The organism is Brachybacterium vulturis (assembly GCF_002407185.1).
Classification (GTDB): Bacteria; Actinomycetota; Actinomycetes; order Actinomycetales; family Dermabacteraceae; genus Brachybacterium; species Brachybacterium vulturis.
In genome coordinates, this window is the sequence record NZ_CP023563.1 from 1,390,520 (window position 1) to 1,404,669 (window position 14,150).

Consider the following 14,150-nt stretch of genomic DNA (forward strand, 5'->3'; position numbering starts at 1 on the left):
CTGCCCGCAGCGCTGCCGGCACAGGCCTGCGGCGCTGCTGGGGCCCACGGGCCGTGCGCGAGCCGACAACCGGCACGGGCACGGCCCGTCCTGCTGCCTGCTCCGACGCCGTTAGGATGGTCGGGCTCGCCGCCAGGCGGGCACGGGCCTGTAGCTCAGTGGTAGAGCATCGGACTTTTAATCCGCGGGTCGAGGGTTCGATCCCCTCCGGGCCCACGGAAAGACCCTCTGACCTGGTGTGGAGCTTCTGGCCCCATCCCGTCTAGAGGGTCTTTCCGTTTCTATTCCGTTTTACGTTGGTCCTGGAGCCGTTCTCAGCCCGTCGTGAGCGACATCTGGGGCGACGCCTGGAGGGCTCCGACGGGGACTCCGTAACCGTCGGAGTAGCTGGACTTGCTCACGCGCTCGCTGTGACCCATGAACAGGGCAATGTCCTGATCGCTGACATGGGCACGCGCCAGCGTGGAACGGACGGTGCGGCGCAGGGTGTGGAACGTGACCCACGGATAGCCTGCACGGTCGAACAGCTTCCGCAGATGCTTGTTCACGTTGTCCTGATCCATGTAGCGGCCCGTCTCTGAGAGGAACACGTGAGTGTCGCGCGCGTGCTGAACAGCGGGCTCGTGGTGCCGCTCCATCTGGTCCCGCTCGGAACGGCGACGGCGAAGCATGAGCACTGTCTCGGTCGAGAGGAACGGAATGGTCCGTCGACCTCTCGTGGACTTGGTGACCTCATCCCAGGCCAAGCCCTTGCCGTTGATCCGCACCAGCTTGCCCTTGACGGACATCATGGGCACCTCGGCGTCGAGGTCCAGGTCATCCCAGCGGATCGAGACGGCCTCGGCGATACGGAGTCCCTGCGTGAGCCCGAGGAGCACGAGGTCATCGAGGCCCAGCTTCCGTGCGTGCTCGTCCTGCGAGACCTTGGACCAGAGTTCGGCCCGCTCGTCGGCGGCGAGGTGCCGCTCGGTGTTGTGCGTGGCCCCGTTGCCATAGGTGCGCTGGTCCTTCTTGCGCCGCTCGGGCAGCTTTAGTGAGCGCGTGGGATCGGCGTCGATCACCTCGGCGTCCACGGCATCGCTGAACACGTGACCCCAGATCGCTCTCACGTGCGAGAGGTGGGACTGTCCGCCGCCCTGTTGGATCTTGATCAGCTCGCGCTTGAGGTCAGCGACCGTGACATCTGTGAGTCGCATGTCGGCAACGGCCGAGCCTTTCCGGAGCACGTCGTGATTGATCACGGACCGATAGGTGCGCAGGGTGGCGGGTGCCTTATCGATCGTGCCCTCCTCCAGGTCGGTGAGGTACTGAGTGACCGCCTGGCGAACAGTGGTGCTGGCATCGGTGGAGGAGCGCCCGGACTTGCGAGCGTCGGCAAGGCGAGCCTTGACCCTGGTCTCCGCCCGCGCCTTGCTGGAGTCCTCGGCGGTGATCTCCTTCGGCCTAGGGGAGGAGCCGTCCTGATAGCGCACCGTGGCCCGCCACTTGCTCGGCTTGCGGTCGCCGGGGATCTTGCTCGCCATCGTCCACTTGCCGTCGATCATCCCGCGATAGGTGATCCCGCTCGCCTCGCCCCGCTGGAGCCTTGCTCGTGCCATGTCCCTGTCCTCCGTAGTCGATCTGATGGGAGGAACGTAGCATGGAAAAAACGGAGTAGCAAGACCAGCGTGTCCGCAGGCAGAACAGAGTGACTACGAGCCTATGGGGAGGTCGGGATAAAAGGGTTCCTAGGCCGCCGGCCTCGAGGCAGACTCGAGCCCACGGCGAGCGCAGCTCGAGGCGCAGTAGGGCGTGGACAGTGGCCCTGCCGGGCCGTAGCGGCGTCGGGATCACTGAGTGGACCTTGGCTCCACCTTGACCCTGCACGTCGCTCCTGTGGCGAGTGGGCGCACTGTTCCGAGGGCGTGAGGACTGGAGCACGTGGCGCTACGCCCAGCAGGACCCAGGGGGAGGGACCCCCACGCGCACGATCGCCCGCCCGGAGAGCCCCAGCAAGCCGGATTCTGTACGGGTTGGGGAGTCCGTCAGATTTCAAGCCCTCGGAGCGAACGTGCAGGGAGGGGAGCTGGGGGAGGGTGAGGACGGAAACCTTCACAATCTTTTTAACAACATGACAATGAGTCTCGGGCGTTGATCCAGCGTCACGGACGATGTCCACGACGGGCCGACGCTTGCGCCTCGGCGGCTCGCTCGTGCTCGGCGCGCTGTACGTCTTGCCGTCGCGTCCGGTGATCTGTCGCGGCTCGGCGTCAGCTGTCAGGTTCCTGACAGGTGATTGCAGATCCTTCGACACGGTCTCGTGGCTCGCCCCCACGATGGACGCGATAGCCCGCGTAGACATGCCCTCACCGGACAGCTCGGACACCAGCTCTCGGCGCTGGTCTCGGGTGAAGGCGGCGACCAGTCCAAGGGCAGCGACCAGCGCAAGCGCAGGGGCGTAGCGCTTGAGCCATAGCGCTAGCGATGCATCCCGATCAGCGGTGCATCGGGCCTCCGGCCCGTAGCACCTGCTACGCGGGCGGCATGTCCTAGGGCCTTGAGCCCTAGAGTAGGGACCAGGGAGAGGCGAGCGGAGCCCCTTAGGGCGTAGCTCGTCCTCGTCCCAGAGGAGAGGGAGAAGACTTCTCTTCTGATCGGGTCTTCGCTTGGACGAAGAAAAGACGCGGACCGAAACAGATCCTTCTCTGCTCCGGTCCCCGTCCATCTACTGGTCTCCGCCCTTGACGCATAGCGCGCTTCCCGCAGCCGACCGGCCACCTCCGGGCTCCGCCCCGGTGGCCGTCAAGTCGCGGATCGCGGACCTAAGGTGTGGCGTCATGAAAAGCGTATGCTGTCTAGAGACGTGACCTTATGTAGTGACCTGCGGTTTCTCTGCCACAAGCGGCGGAATTTCCGCCCCCTGTTGCTGACACATTTGGGAGCGCGTGTCAGAACCCTTCTCGGTCACCTACGCGGGCGCTTCGCCACGTCCTCGGCACGCCGTTTCTTGGTCAGTCGCACTGCGCTCGGGCGGTCATTCGTGACGCCGATCAGGTAGACGTGCCGGGCGTCGGACTTCTCCCGGAGCTGTCCGCACCGCTTCCCCTGGGCGATGGTGTCTCGCATCGTTCGCTCGGCGCACCCCAGGATCTCGGCCAGCTCTCCAGTGTCGAAGTCCGCTCGTCCGTCCGAGTCGCACCGCTCGACGGCGGCGAACCATAGGCGCATCAGCTTCGGCAGCTCCTCGGTGTGCGAGGACTTCTCGGCATGGGCGACCGTGAGCTTCACCCATGTTCGCTCCGAGACCGACGTGCCCGAGGGGGACGGGGCGACGGTGACGCGCACCGCCTCCCCGTCCCGCATCAGCGGCCCATCCCCGGCGAGCAGCGCCATGGTCTCGACGCTGGTGTTCTGCTCCTCGCGCCGAGGCTTGGCCCAGTACTCCTCCAGGTCTGCCACGGCCACCAGCCATGCGGGGGACTCGACCTCGGCGACCGTGACGGGGCGCTCCAGCACTGCTGTCATGCGGCCGCCGCCATCTCGTCGCCCATCTCGGCGAGGTCCGCCAGGCAGCCGCCACCGACGGAGACGCGGAACCGCTCCAGGGCGTCCAGGTCCACGCCCTGGAGCCAGCCCGTGGCATAGCTCCCCCCGGTCTCGATCGTCGCCGCCGTCATACGCCCGCCTCGGCCCACGTCTCGCCGGTGTCCTCGACCAGCCCACGGAACGCCTCGCGGCCATTCGCGGGGACCAGCTTCCCGGCCTCGGCGTCCAGCACCAGTGCGTCCCCCTCGCCGCTGAACGCGACCACGGCCTGATAGCTCCAGCCCCGTGTCTGCCGTCCGTAGGCGTCCCTCGGATCGAACGATGCGCGCAGTAGCCTGTTCCGGTTCTCGATCATGCCGCCTCCATCGCTTCGTAGTTCTCTGCCACCACGTGCCCCAGGGGGAGCACCGTGAACGTGTTCGGTCGGTTCGCCCCCAGCATGCTGTTGTTGGTCACCGTGACCAGTCCATGCCGCTCCAGGTCGATGACGGACTGGCGTACGCCGCTCGATCGACGCCAGCCCAGCGCCCCGGCGAGAGCGGAGTGCGAGACGGTCACCGTGCCCTCACCTCCTGCCAGGAAGTGGAGCGCGCAGAGCACGTTGAGCTGACGTGTTCCCAGCTCGTGGAACACCTCCAGGCTCTGGCTCACTTCTCCCGCCAGGTGAGGCTGACGGCGAGCTGTACGGCCTTGCGGTCATAGCTCGGCGTGGCCGTTGCGAAGGAACCGGAGCCCACGTGATCCATGCGTGCCCCGATGACCTCCACGTCGGAGACATGCCCGGCGCTGGTGTTCGATCCCCGCAGCTCGTCCATGACGTGGTGGGCGCTGTTGAGGACGAGTACGCCCATCTCCACGCGCTGACTCCGGCGCTCGGGCGTGCCCTCGACGGGCCCCACCTTCCCCACCTCGCGCTGTCGGTGACGATCGCTCAGGGCCAGGCGTGCCACCTGCTCGGAGCGCTCCTCGATCAGCGGCACGTGGGGGAAGACCTCGACGGAGTAGGTGCCCGTGATGACGGTGGTTCCATCGCTGAGGCGCGCCTGTCGGTCCACGCTCTCGACCGCGCCCAGCGTGGCGTGTGCGGCGCCGGCCGCCGGGGTCTTCGAGCTCCCGGCCGCAGGGGCCTCAGGCACCCACAGGTCGATGCGCTGGGAGACCTTCGCCCCTCCAGCGGACCAGCCCAGCTCCTCCACCTCGAGGGTGCCGAGACGGTACGTGACGTGCTCCGGTGCGATGGGCGGCACGATGCCCTGATCCTCGACGAGGACAGCGCCCGCGTAGTTCCGCGTGGCGTGGCGCAGCAGGGCCTCGGAGACCTCGTGCAGAGTGTCCTCGGTCAGCAGGGACGGTGCGGTGATCTTCGTGGTGGTGGTGCTCATCGGCGGGCCTCCCGGATGATGGCGTCGGTGTCTGTGGTCAGGGTGACGAAGTGCTCGCCGTTGACGACGAGGCGGCGCGGGTGGCCGTACTCGCCGCCTCCCATGAGGACGGGCAGCGTGGGGTCTGCGTCGCCCTCGATGAGTCCGGCACGGCGTGCAGCTCCGATGCGCTCGGTGAGCTCGCCGTTGTAGGCGGTGACTGCCTCGGTGTACTCGGTGAGCAGGTTGCGGATGCCCTCGACCGTGGCGGCACGCTTGACCCCCAGGGCCTCGCGTTGAACGTCGTGGTCACTCAGGGCGTCCGCCAGCGTGTAGGACTCGACGGCCTGGCGCTCGACCTCGACATGCGGGCGCTGAGCCTCCAGGAACCGCACGAGGGCCTGTTCCTTGTGCTCGTCGTCGATGTGTCCGAGGGCGTCATAGTCCAACGCCCCGGCTCCCTGCTTAGCCTCGTGCTCGGCGTTGCGCTTGCGGACCTCGATCAGCTCTCGCTCACGGGCGGTGACCACGCCCTCGCGCTCGGCCAGGCGCTCCCTGACGGTTGCGGCGGGCGTCTTGCTCTTCGTGGATCGGCTCATCGGTTGTTCTCCTCGGTGTAGACGGAACCGGCCAGGATCAGCCGGTCAGTGGTGGAGTCCTCTCGCAGGACTCCCTGTGCGATGCAGTGGGTGAGTGCCGTCTCGACCTCTGCGTGACGGGCCTCCCCGTCCGGCTGGTCGCGGTGCGCCAGCGCTCGCCGTAGACCGACCTTCGTGGACGGCTCCCAGACACCGGCCTCGTCGGCGTGGGCGATGACGAGGACGTGCAGCAGGTGCGCCCTGTAGGGCCTCGGCTCCTGCTCGCGCCAGGCGGTGATGTGTGTCGTGATGTCCAAGCGGACTCCTTGAATCCGGGCATGCTCGCGCCCGGCTAGTTCGGTGTGTGGTTTACGTCGTGCTGTTCCGCCGCCGTTGACGGCGCTCTAGGCCCGGCTCACGGCGCGGTGGCCTCCCAGTGCCCCCATGCGCTCACGCGGCCCAGGGGAACCGCCGTTGACGGTGGAACTTGGCCGTGAATCGGGCGCGGGGTCAGGTGCTCGGCTGGAACAGGGACGTGCCCCGCTTCGCCCGCTCCTCCGGCGACATGCGCCGCTTGGCCCCTTGAGTGAGCACGAAGTCTCCGACGGGGATCAGGAACTCTGCCGTGAGCCCGTCGGCGTACAGGCCCGGCACCTCTCGGAACCGGTCATCGGCGCGCAGCTTGGCGATCTGCGCCGGGGAGCTGGAGTGGATGCGCACGTGCTCGTCCACCTCGGTCCAGACGGCCACGGTCTCGCGCTCGGCGCGGGTGAGGGCGGCGCTCATGCGGCCACCGCCTCGACGGTCTCCAGGCCCTCGACGTACGCGAGCAGGTCTGACAGGCGATAGCGGACTGAACGCGAGCCGACGCGCACGAAGCGCGGCCCCTTGCCCATGCTCCGCCAGTTGGCGCAGGTCTGCGGTGCGATGCCGAGCAGGTCTGCGGCCTCGGGCGGGGCGAGCAGGCGCTCAGGCGTGACGCCCGACGAAGACGAAAAGGTGACAGACATAGTTCTCCCAGGAGATGACAGCGATTACTCGTCGTCCGCAACTTCGGGCAGTCTGTCGGCGTAGGGGGACTCTCGGAACGTCATAGCGTCCGGTCGCCCTGCTCGGGTGGCCTCACGGTGGTGCGGTGGGATCGGCCCCTCGGCGGGGCGCTCCGGGGGCTCGGCCCCGTCTTGCGATCCAATACAAGCCTACGGAGCACCCTCGAAATGCGCCACTCCCGCATACCGCTAAGCTCCGCACCCTCCCGCAACCTTGTGCGGTGTTACCGCAGGTCGCGCCGAGGAAAAGAGCTCGAATCGTCCACAGCCGGTACTGGCGTCCGCTTCGGTTATCGACACCCGCGCCCGGCGTGTCGCGATGACTTCGCCGCGTAGGCCATCCGCGATGTTGCGAAACGATAACGGCCCCTTCCTCGGCGTGACACATGCGCAGGTGGGGACTCCCAGCGCCCCGCTGGCCTCGGGCCTGGCACTACTCCCAGCGGCGACCGCAAGCCGAGGTGCAGACGCCCGCAGTGGGGCGACACAAGACCACCTCGGCATGTGTTATTTGGGGGTTGACCTGCGCATATGCCCGCAGCAACGATGCTCACATGGCTACAGAGAACACCTTCACCCACACCATCGTGATCCCCCTCGGCGTCGTGGACGCCCGAGCCCGCATCACTCCTGACGGCACCGTGCGACTCCTCGGGCATCGGGGCCACCCGCTCCCGCGCAAGCTCGCCACGGCCGCGTGGGCCGTCCTGTCCACGTGGATGATCGAGCAGGACGGCGATGATCCGGCGACCGGACAGACGATGGTCGATCCCGTGGGGTGGGGCGAGCTGTTCTCCCACCGGCTCCAGGCCCCGGCCGCGGCGGCGTAGGCCGCGCAGCAGATCCGGCACCAGCTCCTCGCAACGCAGGACAAGGCCCCGCCCGGCAGATCGCCAGGCGGGGCCTTCACTGTGCCGTGGTGCTCCGTCGCAACTCCGTTTCAACTCCGCTTTTTGGTCAGGTTCACGGAGGAGTGGGCGGTATCGTCCGGTGACTGTGCCAGCCCTGCCCAGGCACGGAGCGGAGCAGTGGCGCAGGTGGCGATAGCGTGACCTTGGAATCCGCGGGTCGAGGGTTCGATCCCCTCCGGGCCCACTGCTGGTCGGACTGGGATTGCTTGACCTATGAGAAGGTCTAGGATCCGGTGTTGACAGCAGCGTTGACGGCAATGCGGCTGTGCGGGCGGAGCGCGAGGCGCGCGAACAGCAACGTGGTCCGCGCTTGTCGATCGAGCAGTCGGTCTCGGTAAGAGGAGCCATTCCGATGGAAACAGTGCCCACCGCACCCGGTGCGCTCACTCTCGACCAGGTGCATGCAGTGATGTCCGAGCTGTCGAACAAGCGGCCGGTGTTTCACTCCGAGGCAGACTTCCAACATGCCTTCGCGCAGCTTCTCGCGGAGAAGTTCACGGGCCTTGATGTTCGGCTGGAGATGCCCTATCGAGCCATCGGGTCCCCAGCGCCGAATCTTCGGACCGTGGTCGATCTGTACTGCCGCGAGCCGGCCGGGGAAGGGGTGACCGCCATCGAGTTCAAGTACCGAACGAGGGAGTGGCACGGCAACGTCCCGGGCGAAAAGTTCCGGCTACTCGACCACTCCGCCACAGACCTCGGACGCCGGGACTTCGTTCATGACATCGAGCGGCTCGAGCGCTGGTCTCAAGACGCCGGCGGGACAGCTTTCGCCATCTTGCTGACAAACGACGATGCGTACTGGTCTGCTCCGAACGGACGGCTCCCCACGAACGACGCTGCGTTCCGTATCCATGAAGGCGTGACGCTGTTCGGCGAGCTTCGGTGGGCTAAGAACCTGTACCCGGAGAACGCGCACACGCTCACCGGGCACTTCGTGATGGCGTGGAAGGACTACTCGGACCTCAGCGTGTACGAAGAAGCGCGGTCGAAGGGCAACCAGCTGCGTTACGTCGTCGCCGCTGTCGAGCGCTGATCACAGGAGGCCAATCGATGGAATGGACTAGGGGTGGCCTCGAAGCCGAAGGATTCAGCGGCTTCGTGCGGTTCGCTGACCTGCAATTTTCTCAGGTACCCACAGCGTCGGGGGTGTATGTCATCGTCCGACAGTTCGACCATGAGCCCGGGTTCTTGCCGATCAATCCGGCCGGACGGTTCAAGGGGAAGGACCCGAGCGTCCCCCGTGAGCGACTTGATGCCGAGTGGGTCGCAGGGGCAGAGGTTGTCTACATCGGCAAAGCATCTGGTGGCGCGAGCGGGCGGCGCGGATTGCGCAAACGCCTCGACGAGTTCCGCCGCTTCGGAGTGGGCGACCCGATCGGTCACTGGGGTGGGCGGCTCATCTGGCAGCTCGAGGAGAGCGACTCGCTGCTGGTGTGCTGGAAGGACACTGACGTCGAACCGGCGCTCGTCGAGAGGGCGATGATCCTCGAGTTCACCGCTGACTTCGGACGTCGGCCCTTTGCGAATCTCCGCGACTAGCACGTAGCCGCCTTCAGATCGCGGACGAGCTGTGTGCTCGCGTACGTGCAGGGCAACGCGGCCAGGATGCGATCTCTCCGCGCCGGTTAGACCGATGGAGTCGCGAGCGGTGCGAGGCCCGAAGAGACTGACGACCTCTTGCTGTCTGCCTCGAGTCGCGACTAAACGGCCTGCATATGCCCGATACTTGGAGCATGACTGCCACGCTCTCCCCGATGAAGCTCCTGGACGATCTGTACAACCGGGCAACGTCGACCGCAGACCAGGGCACACAGTTCGAACGCTTCACCTCATCGTTCCTGCAGACCGATCCGCTGTGGTCAGCACAGTTCGCGAAGGTATGGATGTGGGATCAGTGGCCCGAGAAGTGGGGACATGACTCCGGGATCGACCTGGTGGCGGAGCGGCGCGATGGCGGGCTGACGGCCATCCAGTGCAAGTTCTACGCGCCCTCGCACCGAGTCTCCAAAGGGGACCTGGACAAATTCCTTGCGGCGTCGGGGCGGGGCGGGTTCACGGAGCGTCTGGTGGTGTCCACGACGACACACTGGGGCGCGACCGCGGAGGAGACGATCCGCGAGCAGTCGGTGCCGGTGCGTCGACTGGGACTCGAGGATTTCGAGCAGTCCCGGGTCGATTGGGCCACCTTCAACCCCGAGACGCCGACCGTCCTGTCCTTGTCCGGCTCGTCGGATCTACGGCCATATCAGCGCACGGCAATCGACGACGTCGTCGAGGGCTTCGAGATTTCTGACCGTGGCCGGCTGATCATGGCTTGCGGCACGGGTAAGACGTTCACCTCACTGCGACTCACCGAGGAGTACGTCGGCGCGGGCGGCAGTGTGCTGTTCCTCGTTCCCTCGATCGCGTTGCTGTCTCAGGCGTTGCGGGAGTGGTCCAACAACACCGAGCTGGGCATCACGGCAATGGCGGTCTGCTCCGATGCGAAGGCATCGCGGGGCAAGAAGGCCACGGAGGACTCCGCGGAGATCTCTGTCGTCGACCTCGCGCTCCCCGCGACCACGGACCCCCAGCGACTCGCGCAACGGATGAAGGAAGCCCGCGTGGACGGCGACGGGGTGCGAGTCGTGTTCGCGACCTATCAGTCTATCGATGTGGTCTCCCAGGCTCAGAAGCTCGCCGGACTGGAGCCGTTCGATCTGGTGGTGTGCGACGAAGCCCACCGAACCACCGGCGCCACGCTCGCCGGCACCGAGGAGTCAGCCTTCGTGCGCGTGCACGACGAGGAGTACCTCAAGGCTGACAAGCGGCTCTACATGACCGCGACTCCGCGGATCTACGACGATGCCTCCAAGTCGAAGGCCGGCAAGGCCCAGGCCGTGCTCGCGTCGATGGATGACGAAGACGTTTACGGCCCGGAGTTCTACCGGCTCGGCTTCGGGGACGCCGTCGGGATGGGGATGCTGACGGACTACAAGGTCCTCATCCTCACGGTGAATCAGGAGACCGTGAACGAGGCGATGCAGGACGCCTTCGCCCAGGACGGCGAGCTCACCCTCGATGATGCGACCAGGCTGATCGGCTGCTGGAACGGTCTCGCCAAGAGAGGCGACGCCGAGCACACCTTCGGACTGGACGCCCAGCCGATGCGCCGTGCGGTCGCCTTCGCGAGAGATATCAAGTCGTCCAAGCGTGTCGCCTCGCAATTCACTGAGGTGGTCAGCGCCTACGTCGAGAACCATGAAGCCGAGGACCCCGGGGACGTCCTCAGCGTGGAGGCCAAGCACGTTGACGGGTCGATGAACTCGATGGAGCGGACCGAGATGCTGGACTGGCTCAAGCAGGATACCGAGGAGGACTCCTGCCGAGTGCTCTCCAACGCCCGTTGCCTCTCCGAGGGCGTGGACGTGCCCTCGCTGGACGCGGTGATGTTCCTGAACCCACGCCGGTCTGTCGTGGATGTCGTGCAGTCCGTGGGCCGCGTGATGCGCCTGGCGCAGGGCAAGAAGTACGGCTACATCATCCTGCCGGTAGTGGTCCCGGCCGGGGTGGAGCCCGAGAAGGCGTTGGATGACAACAAGAACTTCCAGGTCGTCTGGGACGTGCTCCAGGCCCTGCGCGCTCACGACGAGCGGTTCGACGCCATGGTCAACAAGGTCGAGCTCAACAAGACCCGAGACTCCAAGGTCGACGTCATCGGAGTCGGCTTCCCTGGCGACGAGAATGACGAGAGCGGTACAGAGTCCAGCACGAAGCCCTCACAGGGCAGCCTGGACCTGAAGCTCTCGCAGATGGACGAGCTGCGCAACGCGATTTATGCGCGCATGGTCAAGAAGGTCGGCTCTCGCACCTACTGGGACCAGTGGGCCAAAGACATCGCTGCTATCGCCAGCGCGCACATCTCCCGCATCACGGCCCTCGTGGACGACCCCGGCACGGCAGCTTCCCGTCAGTTCGAGGTGTTCCTCGATGCACTGCGAAGGAACCTTAACGAGTCGATCAGCCGGGACAGTGCGATCGAGATGCTGGCCCAGCACATGATCACCAAGCCCGTGTTCGACGCGCTCTTCGAGGGGTACGCGTTCACCGCTCGGAACCCGGTCTCGCAGGTCATGGATCGCATGGTCGCCTCCCTGACCGCGATGCATGTCGACGCTGAGGCTGCTTCTCTGGAGGCGTTCTATGAATCCGTCCGCTTACGCGCTGCAGGGATCGACAACGCCGAGGGCAAACAGAAGATCATCACGGAGCTTTACGAGTCCTTCTTCAAGAACGCCTTCCCCAGCACCGCTGACGCCATGGGCGTGGTCTACACACCGATCGAGATCGTCGACTTCATCCTCCGCTCAGTTGACGACGTCCTGAAGCAGGAGTTCGGTCACTCCATCAGCGACGAGAACGTGCATGTCCTGGACCCCTTCACGGGTACCGGCACCTTCATCGTCAGACTACTGCAGTCAGGTCTCATCAAGCCCGAGGACCTCGCTCGGAAGTACGCGAGCGAGCTGCACGCCAACGAGATCCTGCTGCTCGCTTACTACATCGCTGCGATCAATATCGAAACCACCTTCCACGACCTCCAGGCAGCGTCCGACGGTGTAGAGCTAGAGGTGGAGGCCTACGAGCCGTTCGACGGGATCGTCCTGACGGACACATTCCAGCTCACCGAGGACGGCGACCTCACCGACGAGACCGTGTTCCCCACGAACAACACCCGTGCGGAGGCCCAGAAGGCGCTCGATATCCGCGTCATCGTCGGCAACCCGCCCTACTCAGTGGGGCAGAACTCCGGCAATGACGACAACGCCAACGTCAAGTACCCCACCCTCGATTCGCGCATCCGCGACACCTTCGCGGCACGAACTGATGCGACGAATAAGAACAGCCTCTATGACTCCTACATGCGCGCCATCCGCTGGGCCAGCGACCGCATCGGTGATGAAGGGGTCATCGGCTTCGTCACCAACGGTGGCTGGATTGACGGCAACACCGCGGCTGGCGTCCGCAAGGCCATCGCTGACGAGTTCACTTCGATCTATGTATTCAACCTCCGCGGCAACCAGCGCACCACAGGTGAGACCAGCCGCAAGGAAGGGGGCAAGGTCTTCGGCTCCGGGAGCCGTAACACCGTCGCGATCTTCCTCCTCGTACGTGCCAAGGGCCAAGCGGGGCCGGTGACCATTCATTACCGCGACATCGGTGACTATCTGACCAAAGAAGAGAAGCTCGGCATCGTCGACAACGACACCCTCGACTCCGTCCGTTGGCACCAGATCAAACCCAACAAACACGGCGACTGGATCAACCTGCGCGATGAGAATTACTTAAGCTACCCAATTCTTGGCGACAAGCGAGGGCTTTATCCGACCCCGAAGGTTTTCGAAGAGCACTCTCGCGGCGTTTCAACGTCACGGGATAACTGGCTTTACGGATCTTCATTTGGGGCCGTTCTGAGCAAAGTTTCGGCACTCATCGAACAGTACGAGTCGGATCGGACCGCCTGCGCCGGGCCGACCTTTGACTCCACCAAGATCGCCTGGTCAGACGGCCTGCGTAGGCAGCTCGCGAACCATCAGGCACTCTCTCGGCACGATAACATGATGGTGGAGGCGCTATATCGGCCATTCCAGAAGCGTAATCTCATGTTCGACGCGAGACTTATTGAGCGCACATATCGCATGAAAAAAATATTTCCCACTTCGCATCACTGCAATTACGGGTTCTATGTGACGGGAACCGGCTCCAATAAGGAGTTCTCTGTGCTCGCCACGAGAGTAATTCCTGATCTGGCGCTTTGGGGTTCCTCTAGCGGTCAGTTCTTCCCTCGTTTTACATGGGAGCCGCTCGCGGACGACGAGCTTGATCTGGGACTTGATAGTGATGTAGTGGACGGTTACCGACGCGTTGACAACGTCACCGACCAGGTCCTCTCGATGGTGCGTGAGCGCCATGGAGAGTTGGTCTCCAAGGATGATGTGTACTTCTTCGTGTACGGACTGCTCCATTCGATCGACTATCGAGAGCGCTACGCTGGCGAACTTAAGCAAATGCTTCCGCGAATCCCCGAAGTCCCCAGCGAAGCGTTCCAGGCATTCGCCGAAGCCGGACGCAAATTGTTCAATCTCCACGCGGATTACGAAGATGCTGAGCCCTACCCGTTGGAAGTTGTGGGCGGGGAGCAACCCCCCATTGGCGACGAGGAAGACTACTACCGGGTGCAGAAGATGCGTTTCCCTTCAGGGAATACTGCTGCTGACGCCCCGGATTCACTCATTTTGAATGGCCGCATTACAGTGAAAGGTATCCCGGAGACCGCCTATCGCTACCAGCTCGGCTCTCTCAGCGCGATCGAGTGGATCAAGCGGCAGCACGAAGTCACTACCGACAAGGCGTCTGGCATCGTCAACGACCCGAACCAGTGGTCCATCGAGCACGGCAATCCTCGCTACATCCTTGACCTCCTTGAGAAGGTCGTCACCATCTCGGTGCGGACCATCGAGATCGTCGAAGCTCTGCCTACACTCCCGCAGGCCAGCTGATCAGCGTGCTGTGAGAACTTTCTATACTCCTTCAAGGCAGCGGCTACGCCGCTGCCGGGCTGTGTGACGCGCGCGTCGCGCTGTCGGTCCTCGCTGCGCTGCGGGCCGCAGCACCGCGCCGCGCACCCATCCAGTTCAACTGCCGCGGTCAATTTCCTATCTAGGGCGAATCCGCATCCTAGTT

The 14,150-nt window shown here is 64.8% G+C and carries 14 protein-coding genes and 1 tRNA gene; 5 read left to right on the plus strand and 10 right to left on the minus strand.

Annotated elements, in window-relative coordinates:
• Positions 1-144 precede the first annotated feature (144 nt).
• Positions 145-216 (plus strand) — tRNA-Lys (locus tag CFK38_RS06215).
• A gap of 98 nt (positions 217-314) precedes the next feature.
• Here the strand turns inward: CFK38_RS06215 and CFK38_RS06220 are convergent.
• The 10 genes from CFK38_RS06220 to CFK38_RS06260 form a co-directional block, all read right to left on the minus strand.
• Positions 315-1,598 carry a site-specific integrase gene (locus CFK38_RS06220; RefSeq protein ID WP_096802301.1) on the minus strand — a complete coding sequence of 428 codons (1,284 nt, stop codon included), beginning with the start codon at positions 1,596-1,598 and terminating at the stop codon, positions 315-317.
• Positions 1,599-2,943: 1,345 nt separating this feature from the next.
• Entirely contained in the window at positions 2,944-3,504 is a 561-nt protein-coding gene (locus tag CFK38_RS06225) for a hypothetical protein (RefSeq protein WP_157773385.1), read from the minus strand.
• A complete protein-coding gene (locus CFK38_RS17105) occupies positions 3,501-3,656 on the minus strand; it encodes a hypothetical protein (protein WP_157773386.1) in 156 nt (51 codons plus the stop codon). Before CFK38_RS17105 ends, CFK38_RS06225 begins: the two co-directional genes overlap by 4 nt.
• Positions 3,653-3,880, minus strand: a complete 228-nt coding sequence (locus CFK38_RS06230) for a hypothetical protein (RefSeq protein ID WP_096802303.1) — start codon at positions 3,878-3,880, stop codon at positions 3,653-3,655. Before CFK38_RS06230 ends, CFK38_RS17105 begins: the two co-directional genes overlap by 4 nt.
• Entirely contained in the window at positions 3,877-4,176 is a 300-nt protein-coding gene (locus tag CFK38_RS06235) for a hypothetical protein (RefSeq protein ID WP_096802304.1), read from the minus strand. The genes CFK38_RS06230 and CFK38_RS06235 overlap by 4 nt, the downstream gene beginning before the upstream one ends.
• Entirely contained in the window at positions 4,173-4,907 is a 735-nt protein-coding gene (locus tag CFK38_RS06240; protein ID WP_096802305.1) for a hypothetical protein, read from the minus strand. The genes CFK38_RS06235 and CFK38_RS06240 overlap by 4 nt, the downstream gene beginning before the upstream one ends.
• Positions 4,904-5,485 (minus strand): hypothetical protein, encoded by a 582-nt coding sequence (locus CFK38_RS06245; RefSeq protein ID WP_096802306.1) that lies wholly within the window; start codon positions 5,483-5,485, stop codon positions 4,904-4,906. Before CFK38_RS06245 ends, CFK38_RS06240 begins: the two co-directional genes overlap by 4 nt.
• Entirely contained in the window at positions 5,482-5,781 is a 300-nt protein-coding gene (locus CFK38_RS06250; RefSeq protein ID WP_096802307.1) for a hypothetical protein, read from the minus strand. The genes CFK38_RS06245 and CFK38_RS06250 overlap by 4 nt, the downstream gene beginning before the upstream one ends.
• A gap of 193 nt (positions 5,782-5,974) precedes the next feature.
• Positions 5,975-6,250, minus strand: a complete 276-nt coding sequence (locus tag CFK38_RS06255) for a hypothetical protein (RefSeq protein WP_096802308.1) — start codon at positions 6,248-6,250, stop codon at positions 5,975-5,977.
• The gene (locus CFK38_RS06260; protein ID WP_096802309.1) at positions 6,247-6,474 is read right to left on the minus strand and encodes a helix-turn-helix transcriptional regulator; all 228 of its coding nucleotides are present in this window, start codon (positions 6,472-6,474) and stop codon (positions 6,247-6,249) included. Before CFK38_RS06260 ends, CFK38_RS06255 begins: the two co-directional genes overlap by 4 nt.
• A 593-nt stretch (positions 6,475-7,067) precedes the next feature.
• On the opposite strand from CFK38_RS06260, the gene CFK38_RS06265 reads away from it, so the two are divergent.
• From CFK38_RS06265 to CFK38_RS06280, 4 genes are all read left to right on the plus strand, one after another.
• Positions 7,068-7,343, plus strand: a complete 276-nt coding sequence (locus CFK38_RS06265) for a hypothetical protein (RefSeq protein WP_096802310.1) — start codon at positions 7,068-7,070, stop codon at positions 7,341-7,343.
• A 433-nt stretch (positions 7,344-7,776) separates the two neighbouring features.
• Complete coding sequence (locus CFK38_RS06270) at positions 7,777-8,460, plus strand: hypothetical protein (protein WP_096802311.1); 684 nt, start codon at positions 7,777-7,779, stop codon at positions 8,458-8,460.
• Positions 8,461-8,477: 17 nt separating this feature from the next.
• Positions 8,478-8,966, plus strand: a complete 489-nt coding sequence (locus CFK38_RS06275) for a hypothetical protein (protein WP_096802312.1) — start codon at positions 8,478-8,480, stop codon at positions 8,964-8,966.
• A 194-nt stretch (positions 8,967-9,160) separates the two neighbouring features.
• Complete coding sequence (locus CFK38_RS06280) at positions 9,161-13,966, plus strand: DEAD/DEAH box helicase (RefSeq protein ID WP_096804242.1); 4,806 nt, start codon at positions 9,161-9,163, stop codon at positions 13,964-13,966.
• Positions 13,967-14,150 lie beyond the last annotated feature (184 nt).

Bases quoted from the DNA above. Each gene is read 5' to 3' on its own strand.
- CFK38_RS06220 (WP_096802301.1), bottom strand. From the start codon at position 1,598: ATGGCACGAGCAAGGCTCCAGCGGGGCGAGGCGAGCGGGATCACCTAT.
- CFK38_RS06225 (WP_157773385.1), bottom strand. From the start codon at position 3,504: ATGACAGCAGTGCTGGAGCGCCCCGTCACGGTCGCCGAGGTCGAGTCC.
- CFK38_RS17105 (WP_157773386.1), bottom strand. From the start codon at position 3,656: ATGACGGCGGCGACGATCGAGACCGGGGGGAGCTATGCCACGGGCTGG.
- CFK38_RS06230 (WP_096802303.1), bottom strand. From the start codon at position 3,880: ATGATCGAGAACCGGAACAGGCTACTGCGCGCATCGTTCGATCCGAGG.
- CFK38_RS06240 (WP_096802305.1), bottom strand. From the start codon at position 4,907: ATGAGCACCACCACCACGAAGATCACCGCACCGTCCCTGCTGACCGAG.
- CFK38_RS06245 (WP_096802306.1), bottom strand. From the start codon at position 5,485: ATGAGCCGATCCACGAAGAGCAAGACGCCCGCCGCAACCGTCAGGGAG.
- CFK38_RS06255 (WP_096802308.1), bottom strand. From the start codon at position 6,250: ATGAGCGCCGCCCTCACCCGCGCCGAGCGCGAGACCGTGGCCGTCTGG.
- CFK38_RS06260 (WP_096802309.1), bottom strand. From the start codon at position 6,474: ATGTCTGTCACCTTTTCGTCTTCGTCGGGCGTCACGCCTGAGCGCCTG.
- CFK38_RS06265 (WP_096802310.1), top strand. From the start codon at position 7,068: ATGGCTACAGAGAACACCTTCACCCACACCATCGTGATCCCCCTCGGC.
- CFK38_RS06270 (WP_096802311.1), top strand. From the start codon at position 7,777: ATGGAAACAGTGCCCACCGCACCCGGTGCGCTCACTCTCGACCAGGTG.
- CFK38_RS06275 (WP_096802312.1), top strand. From the start codon at position 8,478: ATGGAATGGACTAGGGGTGGCCTCGAAGCCGAAGGATTCAGCGGCTTC.
- CFK38_RS06280 (WP_096804242.1), top strand. From the start codon at position 9,161: ATGACTGCCACGCTCTCCCCGATGAAGCTCCTGGACGATCTGTACAAC.